We start from the raw sequence: 19,572 nt of genomic DNA on the forward strand, positions 1-19,572 counted from the left end.
GGATACGAGAAGTTGGGCTGCTATCTGAACACTGTTTCCATTCATATGGTGACCTGGTGTGACCAAACACGTTCGGTGCAGATTACATGGACGCGGAAGCGTGGCTTCCGCATCCAAACCGACGACTGTATCGACTGAGTGTGGCAGGAGTTCCACCGGCTGGGCAGCTCGCCGGATAGATAAACGAGAGAAGAGCGTAGTACGTTCAACCAATGTGCATAACAGGCGCTAATACCTGTCTGAAGAGGACGGGATGTATGGATGGAGAGGCGAAAGTCATACCCTCTCCCATCCCGGCAAGGTCTCTTCGGATCAGCGTTACGGCATTCTGATAAAGCTGGTCTTGCAAGTCGCAATTACTCATTGATCCTGTTACCGAGACATGAATCTTCAGTCGTTGAGACGAGCCTTTTTTGCCGACCCGACAACTGCAATCGGCACCGTAATCGTGCTCTGCTTCCTGGGGCTGGCGCTCTTCGGGCCGCTGATCGCGCCCTACAGTCCGACCGCACAGAACGCTGATCTAATCCGGCAGCCACCCTCATTTGCACACCCGCTTGGCACCGATCGGCTTGGTCGCGATCTGTTGAGTCGGATCGTGTACGGCGCACGCGATATTCTGTCGCTTGCCGGGGGAGGCACCGTGCTGGCAGTGGTACTTGGCACACTGATTGGCGTGAGCGTAACGTATCTAGGCGGCTGGTTGGAAGAGCTGGTTTTTCGCCTCTTCGATGGCCTGCTCGCGCTGCCGGCATTACTGCTGGCACTGCTGCTTCTCGGTGCGGTTGGCCCTTCGCGTACCAGTGTGCTGCTGGTGATTGTACTGGTCTACACGCCAATCGTGGCTCGCGTTGTGCGGAGTGTCGTATTATCGCTCAAGTCGCGAGGTTTTATCGAGGCAGCGCGTATGCGCGGTGAACGCCTTGGGTACATCTTGTGGCGCGAGTTGTTGCCTCTGGTAGCTCCGACGCTGGCCGTGGAAGCCGCCCTCCGCTTTTCGTATGCGATCTTTCTCGTCGCATCGCTGGGCTTCCTCGGCGTTGGTGTTCAGCCTCCCAGCCCTGATTGGGGCTTGATGGTGCTCGAAGCGCGCAATGAATTCGCGCTTGCTCCATGGTCGCTCTATGTACCGGCAACGGCCATTGCATTGCTGGTAGTCGGCATCAACCTCATGGCCGAGGGCGTGCGGCGAGCGATCCGCGGCGAGATGGCAGGTTATTGATGACAACACCAGTTCTAGCTGTTAATAATCTTACCGTGGCGTATCGAGTTGGTCGGCAGATGTTGCCGGTTGTGCGTGAAATCAGCCTGACAGTCACTGCCGGCGACGTGCTGGGTGTGGTCGGCGAGAGTGGTAGTGGCAAGAGCACCCTTGGCCTGGCAGTCTTGCGAGCACTACCGGCCAGTGGCCACATCAGTTCCGGGCAAATACTGCTTGATGGCGCGGATGTGACCCATCTGCCCGCCTCGGAGCTCCGTCCACTGTGGGCGCGTTCGTTGCGATTGGTGCCACAAAATCCACTGGCCGCGCTCAATCCTACGCTGCGGATCGGCGATCAATTGATCGAGGCTATCGGTGGTGATCGGACAATAGCAACGCAGCAGGCATTAGCGCTGCTGACCCGTGTCCAGATTACCGATCCGGTGCGCGTGATGCGCAGCTATCCCCACGAACTGAGCGGTGGTATGCAGCAGCGGGTGATGATTGCCATGGCCTTGCACGGCGAACCTCGTCTGCTGGTGTTGGATGAACCAACGACAAGCCTTGATGTCACCACTGAGGCAGCAGTGGTTGATCTGCTGGCCGAATTAATCGCCGATCGTCAACCGGCGACACTCTTTATCTCGCATAATCTTGGCCTTGTGGCGAGGATTGCTACTCGTACCGCAGTCCTGTACGCCGGCGAACTGGTGGAACTTGCCCCGACAGAATCGCTCTTTCAACAACCGCGCCATCCCTATACCCAGGGCTTGCTGCGCAGCCTGCCACGTCCGGGCCTGCGCTATAATCATCATCCCTTACAACCCATCGACGGCGCACTCCCCGCACCCGACGCACTTCCAAAGGGATGTATCTTTGCACCGCGTTGCGCTCTGGCCGATGACCGCTGCCGCAATGAACGGCCACCACTTCTGGCCGTGAACAATAATCAGTGGACACGCTGCCACTACTGGCAGCAGGTGACTACAGATAGCCCATCTCCCTCTCTCACTGTGGCAATTACCGCGCTCAATGGCGAGGTCTTGCTAACCACGACTCAACTGACAAAAACCATCACCCAGCATCGCTCATTGACCGATCTGATGCGCCGGAAACCGCCGTCGGTTGTTCAGGCCCTAACCAATGTTGATCTGAAGCTACGGCGCAATCGCACACTTGGGATTGTTGGCGAAAGTGGGAGCGGCAAGACAACCCTTGCCCGTTGCGTGATTGGCTTAACAGAGCCTTCCTCCGGCAGTATCGATCTGATCGATGTGCCGTTAGCGCCGACCATTCAACACCGTAGTCGGGAACAACTACGGCGCTTGCAGATGGTCTTGCAAAATCCGCAAGAAGCCCTGAATCCGGCGCTTACCGTCGGCGAAGCGCTTATCCGCCCTCTCATCCGTCTGGGAGGGCTGGATCGCCAACGCGCCCTGCAGCGCGTACCAGAGCTGCTACAACTGGTCAAACTACCGATCAGCTACGCCGAACGACGACCGGCTCAACTGAGTGGCGGTGAGAAACAGCGGGTCGCTATTGCCCGTGCCCTGGCCGCAGCACCCGATCTGCTCTTGCTCGATGAAGCCGTTTCGGCGCTTGATGTCTCGGTGCAGGCCGCAATCCTCAATCTGCTGGCCGCCGTGAAAACCGACACCGGCATTGCCTATCTGTTCATCACCCACGATCTGGCCGTCGTGAGCTACCTGGCAGATGACGTGGCCGTGATGTACCGTGGGCAGATCGTCGAAGAGGGGCCGGTCACCGCTGTCTTACAACCGCCGCTCCATCCTTACACCGAAGCGCTATTAACCGCCACCGATGCTCACGGCCTCCGTCTGCGCGAAGTTGAAGAAGGTGCTGCTCCACCGCACCATGGCTGCCCGTTCCAACCGCGCTGCCCACGAGCACTCGGCGACATTTGCGTGACTACGCCACCGCCGTGGCGCGAAGCCGGGAATGGGCATCGTCTACGCTGTCATATTCCGCTCGAAGAACTGCAAACTATTCAACAACCTGAAGCAATCACGCCATGATACGTTATCTGTTACGACGAATAGTGTTGCTCGGCGGCACTGTGCTGATTAGCTCATTGATCATCTTTCTGATCTGTCGCCTCTTACCCGGTGATGTAGCCCGCGTCCTCCTCGGTCGCGAAGCCGGTGAAGCGGCGCTGGCTGCACTGCGTGCCGAACTGGGGTTGGATCGGCCATTGCCACTCCAATACATTGATTGGCTGAGAGGATTCCTCACTGGCGATTGGGGCATCGCGTACAGCACACGCCAACCGATTCGACCGCTGGTCATGGAACGACTGAGCAATTCACTCTTGCTGGCCGGCGCAACATTAGCCCTCGCACTGCCGTTGGGGATTGGGTTGGGGGTATGGGCTGGCGGGCGGGCCGGCAAACCCGACGACACAGTCATCAGCGTCTCAACCCTGGCGGTCACCGGTCTACCAGAGTTTGTCACCGGCCTTTTGCTCATCGATCTCTTCGCCTTTCGCCTGCGCTGGCTACCGGCCAACTCATCGATCCGGCCAGACACCTCATTCTTCGAGACACTCCCCCAACTGGTATTACCGGCGATCACGGCCACGCTGGTGCTGCTGGCCTACATCGCCCGGCTAACGCGCACCGGAGTGATCGCCGAACGTGAACAGGAATATGTCCGCACTGCGATGCTGAAAGGACTGTCACCGGCAACAATCCTCCGCCGACACGTCTTACGCAATGCCTTATTGCCGGCCATTACGGTGATTGCCATCAGCCTCGGCTGGCTGATTAGCGGCCTGATCGTGGTCGAAAACGTCTACAACTATCCGGGTATTGGGCGTCTGTTGACCTTTGCCATCGACCGCCGCGATCTCTTGCTGCTACAGGCGGTAGCGATGATTACCGTCGTGATCTTTACTGTCGCCAATCTGCTGGCCGATCTCATGTATGCCCTGCTCGACCCCCGCATCCGGCTCGGTAACGAACGCAGCCCTTGAGGATGGCGTTCTCGACCACCAGCCAATGATTTTTGAGCAAAATTGCTAAAACCGCGCACCTTTTGCAGCCGATCTCCGGTTCTATTAATAGGACATCAGAAGTAGCAGGATAGTCTGACGAAAGCCGGAGAAGCGATGCTTGCCAAAGTTCTGAGCTGTGCTGTCATTGGCCTGGATGGGGTCCTGGTTGCGGTCGAAGTTGACGTCCTGAGTGGTTTACCGGCATTCAGCGTTGTCGGGCTGGGTGACGCCGCCGTCCACGAGAGTCGCGAACGGGTACGTTCAGCCGTGCGCAATAGCGGGATGAGCTTTCCGATGCGCCGCATCACCGCCAATCTCGCTCCCGCCGATCTGCGCAAAGCCGGTCCGGCCTACGATCTCCCCATCGCACTGGGATTACTGATCGCCACCGATCAATTGATAGCCGATGTCAGTGATGCTGTCTTTATTGGTGAATTGGGGCTAGACGGCACGTTGCGCCATACCGACGGGATGTTGCCGATGGCAGCCGTAGCCCATTCCCATGGCATTTCGACCATCTACGTACCGGCTGAAGACGCCGCAGAGGCCGCACTCATCGAGGGCTTACGCATCTTCCCGGTACGTTCGTTACGAGAATTGATCGCCCATCTCAGTGGTGAACGGCCATTACGACCCTACACCGGCACCACCGGCTTTACCCCGGCCCCACTAGGCGGGGCAGTTGATTTTGCCGATGTTCGCGGGCAGGAACACGTTAAACGAGCACTGGAAGTCGCAGCAGCGGGCGGACACAACATCCTGATGAGTGGGCCACCGGGAGCCGGCAAAACCATGCTGGCCAGAGCACTCCATTCCATTCTACCACCGCTCAGCTTTGCTGAAGCATTGGAGGTCACCAAGATATACAGCGTTGCCGGACAACTTCCACGCGACACCCCTCTTATCCGCGAGCGCCCCTTCTGCGCACCACATCATACTGTTTCGACCGCTGGCCTGATCGGTGGCGGGAGTCGGGTGCGGCCGGGCATGATCTCGCTGGCCCATCGTGGCATCCTGTTCCTCGACGAACTACCCGAATTCGGCAATCGGCTAGAAGTTTTGCGCCAACCTCTTGAGGATCGGATCGTCACCCTTAGCCGGGCGCATGGCAGCATCACCTATCCGGCGGCCTTCATGCTAGTCGCAGCGCAGAACCCCTGTCCCTGTGGCTGGCACGGCGACCCGGAACGTACCTGCAACTGCTCACCGGCGCTGGTCAGCCGGTACCAGCGTCGGGTCAGCGGGCCCCTGCTAGATCGGATCGACATCCACGTCGAAGCGCCACGGGTCAAATACGACAAACTGAGCAGCCTGGCCCCGGGAGAGCCATCAGCAGTTGTGCGAGAGCGCGTCATTGCGGCACGTCAACGTCAAATCGAGCGACTCAACGGTCATCCACGCTGCCGGAGCAATGCCGACCTCGGCCCTGCCGAAATTCGCACCTTCTGCGCTCTTGATCAGGCCGGGCAATCCCTGCTCAAATCGGCAGTCCAGCGGCTTAACCTCTCGGCGCGCAGTTTCCACCGCATCCTACGCCTGGCCCGTACTATCGCCGACCTGGCCGGTGCGGAACAGATCGCCGCCGTACATGTTGCCGAAGCGATTCAGTATCGCCCACGGCAGGTGGAGTAGGGGAGAGGGGGCAGGACTGGCCCAAATAGAGTACCACGCATGGCTATTCCTGAAAAGGAACAACATGTTGTTGTGGCATAACAAAGGCAAATTTTCTCCTCACCCTCTGGACATCGTCATCAATAGTGGGGTGATTGTTACGATCACCCCACAAGCAACGGGCGTGAGGTAGAACATCCAGTCACATCAAATCAGGGAGCAACAACCACACTGCTCATCACCAGTTCACCGGAAGGCAGCACTTGTACACTAAACGGCTGCAACTGTTCACGGGTAAACGCAGAACTAACCTGCTCATTAAAAATAATCGCCACCGAATCACCGGCTGCGACATCACGCAACGGTGCGATGAACTGACCGTCAGCCCCCACCACTGTATCGGCAATTACCGCATTATCGCGCGACAAATTGATTACACGGATCGGTGCTTGTGGTGGACCACCACCCTGAATCTGGCCATCAGATACCCGTACCGGTTCGGTAATATAGAAGAAAAAAGTATTCTGCGACTGACCACTGCTATCAGGTCCTGGATAACTCGCAGCCGGATTGGGGGGAATTGGTTCTACTGGATAAGCCGGATAAGGAACTGATGCCGTAGGTGAAGGTTCTGGAACGGTTGTGTTTGCACATCCAGAAATAACAAGTAGACAGAGCAAGCCAATGAAGAGACGATACATAGTAACCTCGTAGAAAGATATTGCAGTACGATTGTCCCCTAAGAGTATATCACACGCTGATAGTGTAAGATAGCATAGAAAGTCATGACATTAATAAATACAGAGGTCACATTTGCATTCAGAAAAACACTATCAGCGATCCAGGAAAGGGATTAAGCAGAAAAGAGACGTATGCAGCACCATCCTGGAGGATCTGGAGTTCGTGACAATATCACCAAACAAAAACACCTGACTGGCCTGAAAGAGATATTTCTCTGAAGACCGTTTCCCCCAACCACATATCACTGTTGTGCAAGGAAGAACCGACGTTATTGACAATCATACACACTATCTGGTATAATCTTCCGCGTCATTCTTAAATAAATCAAAGTCTTTTAAAAGGAAAAACCAAACATTATTAATAACATACAAATATGTTTTAATAACAATGTTGACAAAACTTACTTATCGAATTTATCAACCGGAACTCAAAGAAACCTCTCAAACCGAAACGAAGATTTACTGAGCAACACATCAGACAATAATAATGACATCACCTAAACTTATTGCGATCAAACACCACTTACACCATGTCACCTCACCAGCAATGCTCATCCTCATTCGAGGTTTTGTAGCGGTAGCTGCTGGCTCACTTCTGGGAAGGATCCTCAGCGCAGTTGCCGGTATTCTCCTCGTTCGTTATTTTGACGGGCCAGCCCTGTATGGCCAATATGCGACACTGGTTACCACTCTGACCTTGATGTCAAACCTGCTTGGGCTTGGGTTTGACACGTGGTTACTCCGCGAAGGTGGTCGTGACCCCAGCCTATTATCGTTCAATGCTCGTCGCCTGCTAGTCCTGAAATTCGGTGCAGCCAGCATCCTCATTGGGGCATTAGTAGTGGCCTGGAACCAGAGTGATCTCAGTTGGCTCGTCATCATCGGTATGCTCGGCATCATTGCCGAGAATTACCTTAATACCGGTTATGTAATGTTCCATGCCCTCAGCCGAAATGGAGTGGTCGCTGTTTTGCAGAGTCTCGACGCCTTGCTGGCAGTGGTGCTGATACTTCTGTTGATGAACTGGTCACCCCAGGTAGCGACACTGGTTGTCGGCCAGAGCATTGTAAGTGGTACTGTCCTGATAATTGCGGCAATACTACTGGCCAACCACTGGCGTGGCGCATGGCGGCCTCTACGATTGGGGCAGTTGATACGGAGTGCCGGTTTTTTTGTTTTAGCCGATGTACTGGCAAATATCTATTCTCAGGCCCAAATCGCTATTCTGGCATTGTTTACCAGTGATGTAGATGTTGGTATATTTCGCTCTGCGATCAATCTCATCACTATGAGTTTTCTGGTACCTATGGCAATGTTCAATGTGAGCCTACCTCTATTGAGTCGTCAAAACATTGAACGACGACAGAGGTATCATATAATTTTCGGCATATTTGGTTTAGCTACCTGTTATGGAATCATTGCCTTGCTCGGTTTTTGGTGGTTTGGCGCTGACCTGCTACGCCTCATCTACGGCAATAAATACGAAGCAGTCATTCCTTTGCTGACACCACTTAGCGTTGTGCCGCTCTTCAAATCTCTCAGTTTCGTTGCCGTTGCCATTATGCTGGCACTAAGCGCACAACGCTTACGCGTTGTTATGCAGAGTATTGTTGTCATCCTCAGCCTCCTCCTGGGACTGATCATCATCCCAACGTTCGGTGTCACAGGTGCAACCTCAGCATATATAGCGGTTGAGCTAGCACTTTGTGTGTTTTATTGGATCGGAGCACTCTACACACTGCACAAGACACGCATATGAAGATCGTTTTGATCAATAATCACTCAGTGTTAAATGCCGGTGATTATGCAATTCTGCTCCAGACTCTCAATCTGCTTCACAAGGCTTTCCCGCAAGCTGATATTAGCTTAACCTTCAACGAGCCAGCACTTGCCCGGGCACTACTCCCAACCTATCGAATCTACGCTGCACCACCAGCCTGGGGGGTTGAACTCAACCAGCACCGACAATCGTGGAACGCACCACGGCTTGTTCGCGGAGGCTACCTTTTGCTCTTATTACTCGGCGCACTACTGATACGCTGGACAGGCAAGCCAATCCGAGTATTCCGCGACCCTCAAAAACACGCCTTGCTCACAGAACTGGCCTCAGCCGATCTGGTTGTGGCAAGTGGTGGCGGGTATCTCTACCACTGGTTTACCTTTGCCTCTGCCCTGAGCCTCAGTGCACTTGTAATGCGGCGCAAGCTGGTTATGCTGCCACAATCCATTGGACCATTCCATCATCCATTGCAAGTCTGGCTGGCGAGGCAAATTGTAGCCAGAGCCGATCTGGTGCTCACCCGTGAGTCAATCTCGCTCCGCCGCGCACAAGATTTGGGAGCAAAAGAAGCACGCTACGAACCAGATCTGGCATTCGCCTTTCCCTCGGCCCCCAGCGAAGTGGCCGAGGCATGGTTGCGTTGGCGACTATCAGTACCCGACGCAGTAACAATGTACGTCGGTATTACTGCAATCAACTGGCAGGGCCAAAATTCACACTTTCGACAACAACAACACTATGAAGAGACATTAGTTGAGTTCATCAATCGTCTAACTGAGCAGGGAGCGGTAGTCGTCCTCTTTGCCCAGACCTGTGGCCCTAGTCGGGAAGAAGATGACCGACTGGTCAATATGCGGCTGTATCACAAGGTGCGACATCAAGCACGAGTCGTGATGCTCAATGAACCCATTCACCCGGCACTGCTCCAGGCACTTTACGGGTGCATGAATTACTTTGTCGCAACCCGCCTTCACTCTTTTATTTTGGCAACAAATGCCGGCGTACCAGCCCTGTCGATTGGTTATCTGACCAAGAGTATCGGCATTCTATCCGATATGGGTTTACCTGATCGCTGTCTTGACATTCAACATGTGAACATTGCAGATCTCTGGCAGGCATTTTGCCGCTTGCAGCGCGAAGGACTGCCTGAGCACATCAAAGCCTATATCGCGACAGCTCGTTCACGTCAGCAAGTGCTCCAGCATGAACTTGCCAATCGATATGGAAAGGCATAAAAGTCGGACTATGGACAAGCGAATCAGTGTGGTGCAATTGATACCCGGACTGATTGTAGGTGACTTGGGCGGAGGGCTGGAACTCTACAGTATCCGGCTAGCACAGGCGCTAGATAGGCAGCTATTTCGCGTACAGATGGTTTGTCTGTGGCGCTTTGAACGACCGGTTGAACAACAGTGGGAGACCGAATTACGTCAGGATGGGATCGAGGTCCATTATGGCCCGCCTTACAATCCCCGCATGACACACGCCGTAGTGCAATCACTAACGAATCTTCGCCCGTTAATGAAACGTCTGCGACCCGACGTTATTCATGCTCATGGTGAATATGCCGGTGTGATTGGGATGGGCCTACGATTAACGAATTGGTCTATCCCCTTGATTCGTACCTGTCATACCACCTGCGAATTTCCCAATCATCCACCATTGCGATTAGCCACCGCAATGCTTTATCCATTCCTTGCCACTGTGCAGGTTGGTGTATCGAGCGCGATTGTTGACAATGTACGTCACCATCTCCTGGTGCGCATGACCCGACAACCGATTTGGGCAATTAATAATGGGATTGACATTGAGCGGATAATTCAGCAGCGACGCGGGACAAACATTCGCCAGGAATTGGGGTTACATCCCAATATTCCCCTCTTTGGGTTAGTCGGACGGCTGACCGAACAGAAAGGTATCCCCGCTGCCTTGCAGGCTTTTGCGCTGGTACGCGAGCAGCTACCCCACGCTGTACTGATTATCGTTGGAGATGGCTACGGCGAAAAGCCGCAACGCTTTAGGGAGCAAGCTATCGCTCTTGGTTTGTCTCAGGCAGTCTTCTGGCTGGGGGCGCGTCCCGATACAATTGATATTATCGCCAGTCTTGATGTACTGCTCTCAGCATCGCTATGGGAAGGACTACCAACAGTCATCCTGGAAGCGATGGCTATTGGCACACCCGTTGTGGCAACTGACATTCCCGGCACACGTGAACTTGTGGTACACGAACAAACCGGCTTGCTCGCGCCACCGCAGAATCCACCGGCACTGGCGCAAGCAATGATCCGGTTAATCAGCGATCCTGGGCTGGCGCAGCGATTAGCAGCATCTGCCCACAAACGAGCAGCACAATTCTCGATCACCGCTGCGGCGCGACAATATGAACGGCTGTATCGCTCATTAATATCCCAAAACAAGCCAATAACCCAAAAGTATTAGACCCCAATATTAACCCGCACCTCGCCAATATCAAGCTGCTGACCGGCTTCGATGTTCCACACCTTTGGTAATCCATCAGGATTACGCACCACATCATTAAGGCCAAACGGGTCACCGATGACAATAACGTACTCTTTGGGTGGCAAATCAGGCAGCACAAAACGACCATCGGTGTCAGTTTCGGCGAAAGGACTAAAGGCAGCGTCATCGACAAAGATCGCCGTTTCACCATTGCGAATCACTTCCGCGAAAGCCACCCGAACTCGATAGATTGGTTGTCCCGTAATACTGGAAAGTACCCGACCATAAACAACAGCCTGTCCGCTTACCGGGGTTGGAATGACTAATTCATCAGTGGGCGTGGGTGTAGGTTGAGCTGTGGTGCAAGCGGTCAAGCTCAACAACAGGCACAAGACGATAATGGTACGCAAGGCTCCCTCCACCTCATCATTGGCAACGAGCGAATACATCTTGTTATCTCAGAAGAACGTAGCTTCTTCCATTTTTACACAAGCACAACCAGCGCGATCTCGTATCGCTAATGTTACTTGCAATCAAGGCTCAGTGCAAGCCTATTACCCAAAGCGAGTAGCGCAAATAACCTGTTGGTAGTATCGCTAATCCTGCGCAGCAACAGTATGATACGACCGAACGATCATATCAGTTCAAGAGAGGAGATAGCTATGCGTCGTGTGGTCAACATCCTTTTAGCAATGTGTACACTACTCTTGGCAACTCATTCTGCGTTTCCGGTGAGTGCCCAAGGTAGTGCTTACAACACCAACTTTATCACATCCATTACGTACCAGAACGTCGGCACCGCTACCGCAAACATTACGTTTACCTTTTACCCGACATCGGGCGGTACGCCAATTTCATTCAACCGCACTCTTGCTGCTAATGCCGGTGCATCGCTCAATGTTGGCTCAACAAACGAGCTGAGCGGCTTTTCCGGGCAGGGTTCGGCGGTCATTTCCTCGGATCAGCCAATTGTGGCGACGGTTGTGCAATTGCCACAGAATGCAAGTGTACGCAATCGCCCCCTGTCCAATGGCTTTGGTAGCAATGATGGTAGCAACAACGTTCTGATTGCAACGGTGTTGAAGAATACGTTTAATCAGACCACCAAGTTCTCAATCCAAAATGCTGACACAACAAATGTTAACGTAACGTTGCGATTTTTTGCCGTTGGTTCAGCCACGCCTACCTACACCGACACCTTTGCGTTGCCCGTCGGTACCGCGCGCTTCTTCGATGCCGGTACCATCAGCCAGCTCGGCACAAACTTTAATGGCTCAGCAACCATTCAAGCCAGCGGTAAAGTCGTGGCTACGGCGATTGAAGCAACAACCGATACTTCTTACAAAGTGAGCGCGTTTGAAGGTGTTGCCCAGGGGAGCAATACGGTCTACATGCCAAGCGCCCTCTGCAATTTTGGTAGCACTCAGCAGCGCTCTGCCTACGCTGTGCAGAACACTAGCACCACAACTCCAGCAACTGTCATTGTGACGTATAAAGATACAAACAACAATACAGTTGCAAGTCAAAACGCAAATATTCCGGCTAACGCGAAATTCAGCTTCCAGACATGCAGTGCCTCCGGTATCCCGAGTAATTTTAGTGGCTCAGCAACCATTACCAGTTCGGGCGCACCGATTGTCGCCATTGGTAAGGTCTTTTCAGGCAGCCCGGCATACGCCGCACTGGCCACCGCATTCGTTGGTGCGTCTGCCGGTGCCAGCAAGCTGGCAGCACCATATGTGCGTTGGACACAAACCCGCTTCGATATTAACCCCGGTAACCGACAACGCGCATTTATTGCCATTCAGAATGTCGGTTCGGGTGCTTCAGGCACCATTACGGTCAAATACTACGATTTGAATGGTAATCTAATTGGCACCCACACGATCACCTCTATCAACTCTGGTCAGAAGACGAACTCGACCCCCTTCGCTGCCACACCTGCGGCAGGCAAGACGACAGCCGACCTTGCGGAGTTTGGCTACATCGGTGGCTTTGGTGGCAGTGCGACAATTGAATGTGCCGGAACCGGTTGTCAGATTGTCGCCGTTGTTCGTGTTGCATCGGCAAACTCGGCAACGAACCCGGCAGATATTGTCGCCGAAGACTACAACGCTATTCCAATCAACTAATTTGATAGGCTAAAGGGACAGTGAGAGCGCGGCACGCACATGTGTGCCGCGCTCTTTGTTTACACCTACTGTTGCTGTAAGGCCCTGTGGGGTCTATCTGGTTTATACGCTTCTACCTTGTAATTTTTACAATGCCAGCGTGAGGTATCGTAATACCGCAGGTCGACATGCGTGGCAAACACACTCGCGCTTGCTAACATCAGTTTCATGGTGATCAGAAAAGGTATTGAAACAAGTCGCACGATAGGATTGCCATACGAGGAGGGCAGTATCCAGGGTAACTGATACGCTGCCGAGCGCCATTGGTAGGCCAGGGTTCCCCAATAGCCTTCCAACGGTGTGAGTGATGTGATCTGAAAACCGACAGCGGAAAGCAGATGGTCGAGACCAAATCGGGTGTAGCGATAAAAGTCAAATGGCACCTCGTGCTCTTCGTAGTAGAGCGGCGCGGTAAGCCATAACTTTCCGCCCGGACGCAGCAGTCGGTGTAGTTCGCCCAATGCAATCTGCGGTTTTGGCAGATGCTCAAGCACCTGGGTGCAGATAATCGCATCAAAATACGCGGATGGAAATGGTAAATGAACCAGATCAGCAATGACGTCAAGTGCACCGTATGGCTTTGCCACTTTCGCAAAATCGACGGCTACGTAGTTGGTATGTTGAAACAGGCCAGCGTATCGACAATCTCCGGCACCCGCATCAAGCACACGGCTACCTGGCGGTAGTTGGCGGGCAGCTTGTTGTAGAAAGCGTTCTAAGTAAACCCGTGAAGAGTTCGTGGCTAGCCAGCGTCGTGCCGTTGTAACAAATGACATCACGTAGCACCTTGCGTAGAATTCTAAGCGCCTATCCGTGGCATGATAGCAGGGAAGGCGGCAGTACTATCTTCGCCCAAGCATTGGCAGGATTCCCACGGAGCGTTTTCGGATAAGCCCTAAGAGCCTATCCGAAAAGTGGGGCGAGATGGCATCTCGCCCTACGAAAAGTGTCTCAGAAGCGATGTTTCGGATAGGTTCTAAGTTGCCCTGGGCAGAGACCCTAATCATTATTATATGTATTGTGATGCAACCGTACTATTCTAAACTTCCCCAATGCCCTTCACTATGGAATGCAGAAATATCCTACATCTGCGTGAAGGTATCCTTTGCCCGCCTGTTGATCGATCATCGAATGAACTATATGCCGTCTTGCCCAGACTCGTCGTGGTACAGTGTGATAGCTTCGCGTAGATGACACCAACTTTCGCTACGCTTGTGATGATCTCGCTTTCTCATGCGTCAGATCGGTGCAATCCCGAATTCCACCTATCCCAATCCTTTTTCACCTCCGCCACCACCTGATCAAGCTCCGCCAGCCACACCGTTGCCCGCGCATCACTCGGTGCTCGCCAATCACCGCGCGGCGAGAGCGAGCCGCCGGAGCCGACTTTGGGACCGTTGGGCATGGCCGACCGCTTGAACTGGCTGATCTGGAAGAAGCGGAACAGGAAGACCCGTAACCAGTGCAGGATGGTCGGCAGGTCGTAAGTGCGCCGCTCGTTTGCCGGTAGCCCCTCTGGCCAGGCACCAACGTCGGCATCACCCCAGGCATGCATAGCGAGAAAGGCAACTTTACCCGGACGAAAGCCGTAGCGGGTGATATAGTAGAGGTTGAAATCCTGAAGCACGTATGGCCCGATCATCTCTTCCGTGCGTTGCGTCGGTTTGTCGTCGCTGCTCGAAGCCGGTACCAGCTCAGGCGAGATTTCAGTCGCCAGAATTGCCTCTAGCACCCGGTTGGCTTCATCTCCCAATTCACCGCTACGGATGACATAGCGAATCAGGTGCTGAATCAGGGTTTTCGGCACTGACGCATTGACGTTATAGTGCGCCATCTGATCACCCACCCCATAGGTGCACCAACCGAGTGCTAATTCACTCAGATCACCGGTGCCGACGACAATCGCGTTATGGTAGTTGGCGAGGCGAAACAGGTGCGAGGTTCGTTCGCCGGCCTGCACATTCTCGAAGGTGACGTCGTAAACGGCTGCGCCCTCGCCTGCCGGATGACCCAGATCGCGGAGCATTTGCAACGCCGAGGGGCGGATGTCAATTTCATGTGCACTCACGCCGAGCGCTGTCATCAGCGCGTGCGCGTTGCGGCGGGTTTGGCTGCTAGTCGCAAAGCCGGGCATCGTGTAGGCCAGGACATTCTGACGCGGTAACCCCAGCCGATCCATCGTGCGGGCCGCGACGATCAGCGCCTGGGTGCTGTCGAGGCCGCCCGAAACACCAATCACCACTTTTTCCACTCCAGCACTGCGCATGCGCTGCATGAGACCGTGCATCTGGATGTTGTAGGCTTCGTAGCAGCGTTCATCACGGGTCGCCGGATCGTTGGGCACAAAGGGGAAGCGGGCAACACTGCGCCGCAAGTCGGTCACAACCGGCAGGGTGATAGCGAGCGGGATACGGCGCATGTGACGCACGTGTGAGCGGTGGTCGCCAATACTGTCGCTAAAGCTGGTCTGGCGGGCACGCTCCTGGAGCAGGCGCTCCAGATCGACATCGGCAAGAATGATCTGTTCCTCGTCGTAGAAGCGCTGCGACTCGGCCAACAGCTCGCCGTTTTCGCAGATCAGCGCGTGTCCATCCCACGCCAGGTCAGTCGTACTCTCACCCGGCCCGGCAGCCGAGTAGAGGTAGGCGGCAAGGGTGCGCGCCGATTGATTCATACATAACGCCCGCCGGTAATCAGCTTTGCCAATTGTGACGTTTGATGCCGACAGGTTGCAGAGAATCGTCGCGCCGGCCAGCGCCGCAAAGGTGCTAGGCGGGAGTGGCGTCCACAAATCCTCACAAATTTCAACGTGCACAGCAAGACCGGGCAGCGTGGTAACGTCATAGATTACATCGGTGCCAAACGGTACGTTCTGACCGGCCAGTTGGATAGTGTCACCGATGGCATCACGGGCAGCGGCAAAATAGCGTTTTTCGTAAAATTCCCGGTAATTCGGTAAGTAACTCTTCGGCGTAACGCCAATAATCTGTCCGCGGTAGATGGCTACCGCACAGTTGAAAAGCCGGCCTTCGTGCCGAAGGGGAGCGCCGACGAGCAGCAGGGCATTGATGTCGTTGGCCGCCGCAGCAATCGTGAGTAGTGCCTGCTCAACCGCATCGAGGAGGGTTGACTGCTGAAAGAGATCATCGTTGCTGTAGGCCGAGATGCCGAGTTCGGGGAACAGTACCAGAATAGCCCCTTCAGCCGCCGCACGCCGGGCCAGAGCAATCGTTCGTTCAGCGTTGAAGACCGGTTCGGCAATCCGTACTGCGGGGATAGCCACGGCCAGTCGAGCCAGATGGTGGCGGTAGATCGAGAAGAATGGTTGCATACTATCTCCACGGCTATGTTGCGGATCATGAACAGATTAGTGTGCTGTCAGGATCACCGTTACCTGAACACAGTGTCGGCCTGACAGCAAGGTAATTTAGCTTGCGATCAGCCCTTGTTCACCCGTCGCCACTATCGATACCACTGTTAGTATACTCTCTGGGCAAACGCTGTACAATAGAAGAAGCACAGGTTACCCGAAAACTGGTTATTCTGTTCGCCGAAGGTGCCGTTGAGAAAGGAGTGAGCGATGACTGCAACCGCAGAGGACGTGCTGTCAACGCTGCCATTGCGTCTGCTGATAAATGGCGAATGGCGTGATGCAAACAATGGGGCAACGTTTGCGGTGATCAATCCGGCAAATGGCACAGTGTTGGGTTATGTCCCCAACGCTGGCGTCGAAGAGACACGAACTGCAATTGCGGCAGCCGTAGCCGCTCAGCCGGGCTGGGCAGCCACCCCAGCCGGTGAGCGGGCCGCCTTGTTGCGGCGGGTTGCGCAGATGATGCTTGACCGGCAGCAAGAACTCGCCACTATTATGACCCTCGAACAAGGTAAGCCACTGGCCGAGGCCCGCGGTGAAATCGCATACGCTGCGAGTTTTCTGAGCTGGTTTGCCGGTGAAGCCGAACGTATCTATGGCATGACGATTCCCGCTTCGACCAACGCCAAACGGATTCTGGTGTTACGTCAACCGGTGGGTGTAGTGGCGATGATTACACCCTGGAACTTTCCGAGTGCGATGATAACCCGCAAGCTGGGGCCGGCCCTGGCTGCCGGTTGTACGGTCATTTGTAAGCCTGCCGAGCAGACTCCGCTCTCGGCCCTGGCGCTAGGTCAACTCTTCAGCGAGGCCGGTGCTCCACCCGGCGTGATCAATATCCTGACCTGTCAGGACCCACGCCCCTTCGCCGATACGGTCTTCGCCGATACTCGCGTGCGCAAGATTAGCTTTACCGGTAGCACCGAGGTTGGCAAAGAGCTGATGCGCCGCTCAGCCGACACCCTTAAGCGGGTGTCGCTGGAATTGGGCGGAAATGCGCCATTTATCGTCTTCGCTGATGCCGACCTCGATGCTGCGGTTCGCGGCGCAGTAGCCTCGAAGTTCCGTAATGCCGGTCAGACTTGTGTGTGTGCGAATCGTATCTTTGTGCAGCGTCCTATCTATGCGGCCTTTGCCGAACGGTTTGCGGCTGAAGTCAACCGCCTGACGGTTGGTGATGGCTTACAGCCGGGGGTCAACATTGGCCCGCTCATCGATGATCAGGCCCGCCAGAAGGTTGAACGTCACGTTCACGACGCGATTGCTGCCGGTGCACGGGTTCTGGTTGGCGGCGGACCTGCCCCGCTCGGCGGCAATTTCTGGTTGCCGACGGTGCTGCTTGATGCGCACAGCGATATGCTGGTTGCCCGTGAAGAGACCTTCGGCCCGGTTGCCCCACTCATTCCCTTCGACGACGAGACAGACGTGATTCGGATGGCAAATGACACGCCGTATGGCTTGGCAGCTTACGCCTTCACCCGCGATGTTGGTCGGGTCTGGCGTCTGGCGGAGGGGCTGGAATACGGGATCATCGGTATCAACGATCCCATTCCCTCGACAGCACAGGCTCCGTTTGGCGGTGTCAAGCAGAGTGGAATCGGACGCGAAGGCGGGCCAACCGGTATTGACGAATATCTGGATATCAAGTATGTCTCGATTGGCATCTGATGTATGTGATGTGGTCGTCGTTGGCGCCGGTGCAGCCGGTCTGACGGCGGCCCGCACCTTGCACAACGCCGGTGCGCGGGTAACCATTGTTGAAGCCCGGCCACGCATCGGAGGTCGCGTCTGGACAGAACGGAGCTGCGGCCCCTATCCAATCGAGTTAGGGGCCGAGTTGATCCACGGTGAGCACACCAGTACGGTAGCGCTGGCGCACATGGCCGGGCTGACCCTTGACGAGGTTGACCGTTACAACGGGTTGCGTTGGGGCACGCCTGCACGCTTAGTTCAGGATTTGCCGGCCACAGACCCGGCTCGGCAGACAATCACTGCGGCACGGGATGTGTGGCATAAGCTGGCGACACAGTACGCTGATGACGCTGCCGATCGTTCCCTGGCCGCCGAATTGATGCTGCGCGGATTTGACCCGGCCAGGCTACCGATTGCCGATGTTGTCCTGGCGCAAACCTGTTGCGCTGAGCTGGAAACGCTCAGTTGTGTTGATCTGGCCCGTGAAATACGCGGCGATCGCGCCGGCCCCCGCGAATTCCGGTTGCGTGAACGCTACGATACTCTGCTGAACTGGCTAGCACAAGACCTTGACATCCGCCTGGGATCGCCGGTACACGCGATCCTTCATCAGGCTGATGAAGTTCAGGTCAAAACGCTGGCCAGCATCTTGCGGGCGCACCACTGCATCATCACAGTACCGGTAGCAGTGCTGGCTGCCGGGATGATTCGGTTTGATCCGCCACTTTCCGCTTCCAAACAGGCGGCAATAACCGCATTTCGCACCTTACCGGCCACCAAACACTTCTTCTGGTTCGATGAGCCGCTGTGGGATGCCGGATTTGCCTACGCTGCGCACGGCGGCCTGTTTGCCCGCTGGTGGACGCCGGCCCATCCCGATCTGAGTGCGCCCCTAATCTGCTGTTACGTAACGGCCAGTCGGGCCGAAATACTTGACCGCTTACCCGATGATACAGTGCGAACGCTGGGACTCGCCGAACTCAGCCGCATCCTGGGCCGTGACGATGTGGTCAGGCGGTGTACCGGGTGTCGCCGCTATCGTTGGGCGCACGATCCCTTTGCCAGAGGTGGCTATGCCCATCTGCCGCCGGGAACGGCTTGGGCACGACCGGCACTGGCCGCAGCAGAAGGATCGCTGCATTTTGCCGGTGAAGCCACCGCGTTCGACAGCAACCCGCAAACAGTCCACGGCGCAATTGACAGTGGTCGGCGGGCAGCGCAAGAGTGTCTACGGTGAGAGAACGCAGCAATCTACTCGTGACTGTCAGGTTGACCGGTAAGACCCACACCAGGTATTGTGCGCAGTTGGTGCGGAGGTATGGCTGCCGCATACCAAACTATGCGACACGGGCATCACAGTATTATTAATCCAAGTTGCCACCTTACGTCACTACAGCGGTGCGGGTCGTTGAGCGCGACGGGGGAGGGCTGGAACACGGATGGACGCGGGTAAGGTGGATGCACGCGGATAGATCGTCACCCAAGGTGCTCCCTTCTATCACCACAGCGACACGGAGGATGGGCATACCAG

At 55.1% G+C, this 19,572-nt stretch carries 14 protein-coding genes; 10 read left to right on the plus strand and 4 right to left on the minus strand.

The features are described 5' to 3' along the window. The first annotated feature begins 382 nt into the window (after positions 1-382). The 4 genes from VAE55_RS18905 to VAE55_RS18920 all read left to right on the plus strand — a co-directional run bounded on the left by VAE55_RS18905 (position 383) and on the right by VAE55_RS18920 (position 5,846). A complete protein-coding gene (locus VAE55_RS18905; protein ID WP_322817270.1) occupies positions 383-1,222 on the plus strand; it encodes an ABC transporter permease in 840 nt (279 codons plus the stop codon). Beyond that, complete coding sequence (locus tag VAE55_RS18910) at positions 1,222-3,237, plus strand: ABC transporter ATP-binding protein (protein ID WP_322817271.1); 2,016 nt, start codon at positions 1,222-1,224, stop codon at positions 3,235-3,237. The genes VAE55_RS18905 and VAE55_RS18910 overlap by 1 nt, the downstream gene beginning before the upstream one ends. Next, entirely contained in the window at positions 3,234-4,193 is a 960-nt protein-coding gene (locus VAE55_RS18915) for an ABC transporter permease (protein WP_322817272.1), read from the plus strand. The genes VAE55_RS18910 and VAE55_RS18915 overlap by 4 nt, the downstream gene beginning before the upstream one ends. A gap of 135 nt (positions 4,194-4,328) precedes the next feature. Then, on the plus strand, positions 4,329-5,846 hold the full coding sequence (locus VAE55_RS18920) for a YifB family Mg chelatase-like AAA ATPase (RefSeq protein ID WP_322817273.1): 1,518 nt from the start codon (positions 4,329-4,331) through the stop codon (positions 5,844-5,846). A gap of 191 nt (positions 5,847-6,037) precedes the next feature. Here VAE55_RS18920 and VAE55_RS18925 read toward each other — a convergent pair whose 3' ends face one another. Next, positions 6,038-6,526, minus strand: coding sequence for a hypothetical protein (locus VAE55_RS18925; protein WP_322817274.1), 489 nt, complete (start codon positions 6,524-6,526; stop codon positions 6,038-6,040). Between the two features lie 526 nt (positions 6,527-7,052). On the opposite strand from VAE55_RS18925, the gene VAE55_RS18930 reads away from it, so the two are divergent. From VAE55_RS18930 to VAE55_RS18940, 3 genes are read left to right on the plus strand one after another with little or no spacing between them, the layout of a single operon-like run. Beyond that, positions 7,053-8,324, plus strand: a complete 1,272-nt coding sequence (locus VAE55_RS18930; protein ID WP_322817275.1) for a lipopolysaccharide biosynthesis protein — start codon at positions 7,053-7,055, stop codon at positions 8,322-8,324. Next, complete coding sequence (locus tag VAE55_RS18935; RefSeq protein WP_322817276.1) at positions 8,321-9,580, plus strand: polysaccharide pyruvyl transferase family protein; 1,260 nt, start codon at positions 8,321-8,323, stop codon at positions 9,578-9,580. The genes VAE55_RS18930 and VAE55_RS18935 overlap by 4 nt, the downstream gene beginning before the upstream one ends. 10 nt (positions 9,581-9,590) lie before the next feature. Beyond that, on the plus strand, positions 9,591-10,784 hold the full coding sequence (locus VAE55_RS18940; protein WP_322817277.1) for a glycosyltransferase family 4 protein: 1,194 nt from the start codon (positions 9,591-9,593) through the stop codon (positions 10,782-10,784). Here the strand turns inward: VAE55_RS18940 and VAE55_RS18945 are convergent. Next, positions 10,781-11,254: a carboxypeptidase regulatory-like domain-containing protein gene (locus VAE55_RS18945; protein WP_322817278.1), complete on the minus strand. Its 474-nt coding sequence runs from the start codon at positions 11,252-11,254 to the stop codon at positions 10,781-10,783. The two genes, VAE55_RS18940 and VAE55_RS18945, sit on opposite strands and share 4 nt — an antisense overlap. Positions 11,255-11,467: 213 nt before the next feature. Between VAE55_RS18945 and VAE55_RS18950 the strand changes: the two genes are divergently transcribed. Continuing rightward, entirely contained in the window at positions 11,468-12,937 is a 1,470-nt protein-coding gene (locus VAE55_RS18950) for a hypothetical protein (protein WP_322817279.1), read from the plus strand. A gap of 65 nt (positions 12,938-13,002) precedes the next feature. Here VAE55_RS18950 and VAE55_RS18955 read toward each other — a convergent pair whose 3' ends face one another. Next, positions 13,003-13,752: a class I SAM-dependent methyltransferase gene (locus tag VAE55_RS18955; protein ID WP_322817280.1), complete on the minus strand. Its 750-nt coding sequence runs from the start codon at positions 13,750-13,752 to the stop codon at positions 13,003-13,005. 455 nt (positions 13,753-14,207) lie between these two features. Then, positions 14,208-16,307, minus strand: coding sequence for an NAD(+) synthase (locus VAE55_RS18960; RefSeq protein ID WP_322817281.1), 2,100 nt, complete (start codon positions 16,305-16,307; stop codon positions 14,208-14,210). A 249-nt stretch (positions 16,308-16,556) separates the two neighbouring features. On the opposite strand from VAE55_RS18960, the gene VAE55_RS18965 reads away from it, so the two are divergent. Together VAE55_RS18965 and VAE55_RS18970 are read left to right on the plus strand one after the other, a co-directional pair. Then, entirely contained in the window at positions 16,557-18,017 is a 1,461-nt protein-coding gene (locus tag VAE55_RS18965; protein ID WP_322817282.1) for an NAD-dependent succinate-semialdehyde dehydrogenase, read from the plus strand. Beyond that, on the plus strand, positions 17,998-19,278 hold the full coding sequence (locus VAE55_RS18970; RefSeq protein ID WP_322817283.1) for an NAD(P)/FAD-dependent oxidoreductase: 1,281 nt from the start codon (positions 17,998-18,000) through the stop codon (positions 19,276-19,278). The genes VAE55_RS18965 and VAE55_RS18970 overlap by 20 nt, the downstream gene beginning before the upstream one ends. Positions 19,279-19,572 lie beyond the last annotated feature (294 nt).

The organism is Chloroflexus sp., assembly GCF_034432675.1.
GTDB lineage: Bacteria > Chloroflexota > Chloroflexia > Chloroflexales > Chloroflexaceae > Chloroflexus.

Bases quoted from the DNA above. Each gene is read 5' to 3' on its own strand.
- VAE55_RS18905 (WP_322817270.1), top strand. From the start codon at position 383: ATGAATCTTCAGTCGTTGAGACGAGCCTTTTTTGCCGACCCGACAACT.
- VAE55_RS18910 (WP_322817271.1), top strand. From the start codon at position 1,222: ATGACAACACCAGTTCTAGCTGTTAATAATCTTACCGTGGCGTATCGA.
- VAE55_RS18915 (WP_322817272.1), top strand. From the start codon at position 3,234: ATGATACGTTATCTGTTACGACGAATAGTGTTGCTCGGCGGCACTGTG.
- VAE55_RS18920 (WP_322817273.1), top strand. From the start codon at position 4,329: ATGCTTGCCAAAGTTCTGAGCTGTGCTGTCATTGGCCTGGATGGGGTC.
- VAE55_RS18925 (WP_322817274.1), bottom strand. From the start codon at position 6,526: ATGTATCGTCTCTTCATTGGCTTGCTCTGTCTACTTGTTATTTCTGGA.
- VAE55_RS18930 (WP_322817275.1), top strand. From the start codon at position 7,053: ATGACATCACCTAAACTTATTGCGATCAAACACCACTTACACCATGTC.
- VAE55_RS18935 (WP_322817276.1), top strand. From the start codon at position 8,321: ATGAAGATCGTTTTGATCAATAATCACTCAGTGTTAAATGCCGGTGAT.
- VAE55_RS18940 (WP_322817277.1), top strand. From the start codon at position 9,591: ATGGACAAGCGAATCAGTGTGGTGCAATTGATACCCGGACTGATTGTA.
- VAE55_RS18945 (WP_322817278.1), bottom strand. From the start codon at position 11,254: ATGTATTCGCTCGTTGCCAATGATGAGGTGGAGGGAGCCTTGCGTACC.
- VAE55_RS18950 (WP_322817279.1), top strand. From the start codon at position 11,468: ATGCGTCGTGTGGTCAACATCCTTTTAGCAATGTGTACACTACTCTTG.
- VAE55_RS18955 (WP_322817280.1), bottom strand. From the start codon at position 13,752: ATGTCATTTGTTACAACGGCACGACGCTGGCTAGCCACGAACTCTTCA.
- VAE55_RS18960 (WP_322817281.1), bottom strand. From the start codon at position 16,307: ATGCAACCATTCTTCTCGATCTACCGCCACCATCTGGCTCGACTGGCC.
- VAE55_RS18965 (WP_322817282.1), top strand. From the start codon at position 16,557: ATGACTGCAACCGCAGAGGACGTGCTGTCAACGCTGCCATTGCGTCTG.
- VAE55_RS18970 (WP_322817283.1), top strand. From the start codon at position 17,998: ATGTCTCGATTGGCATCTGATGTATGTGATGTGGTCGTCGTTGGCGCC.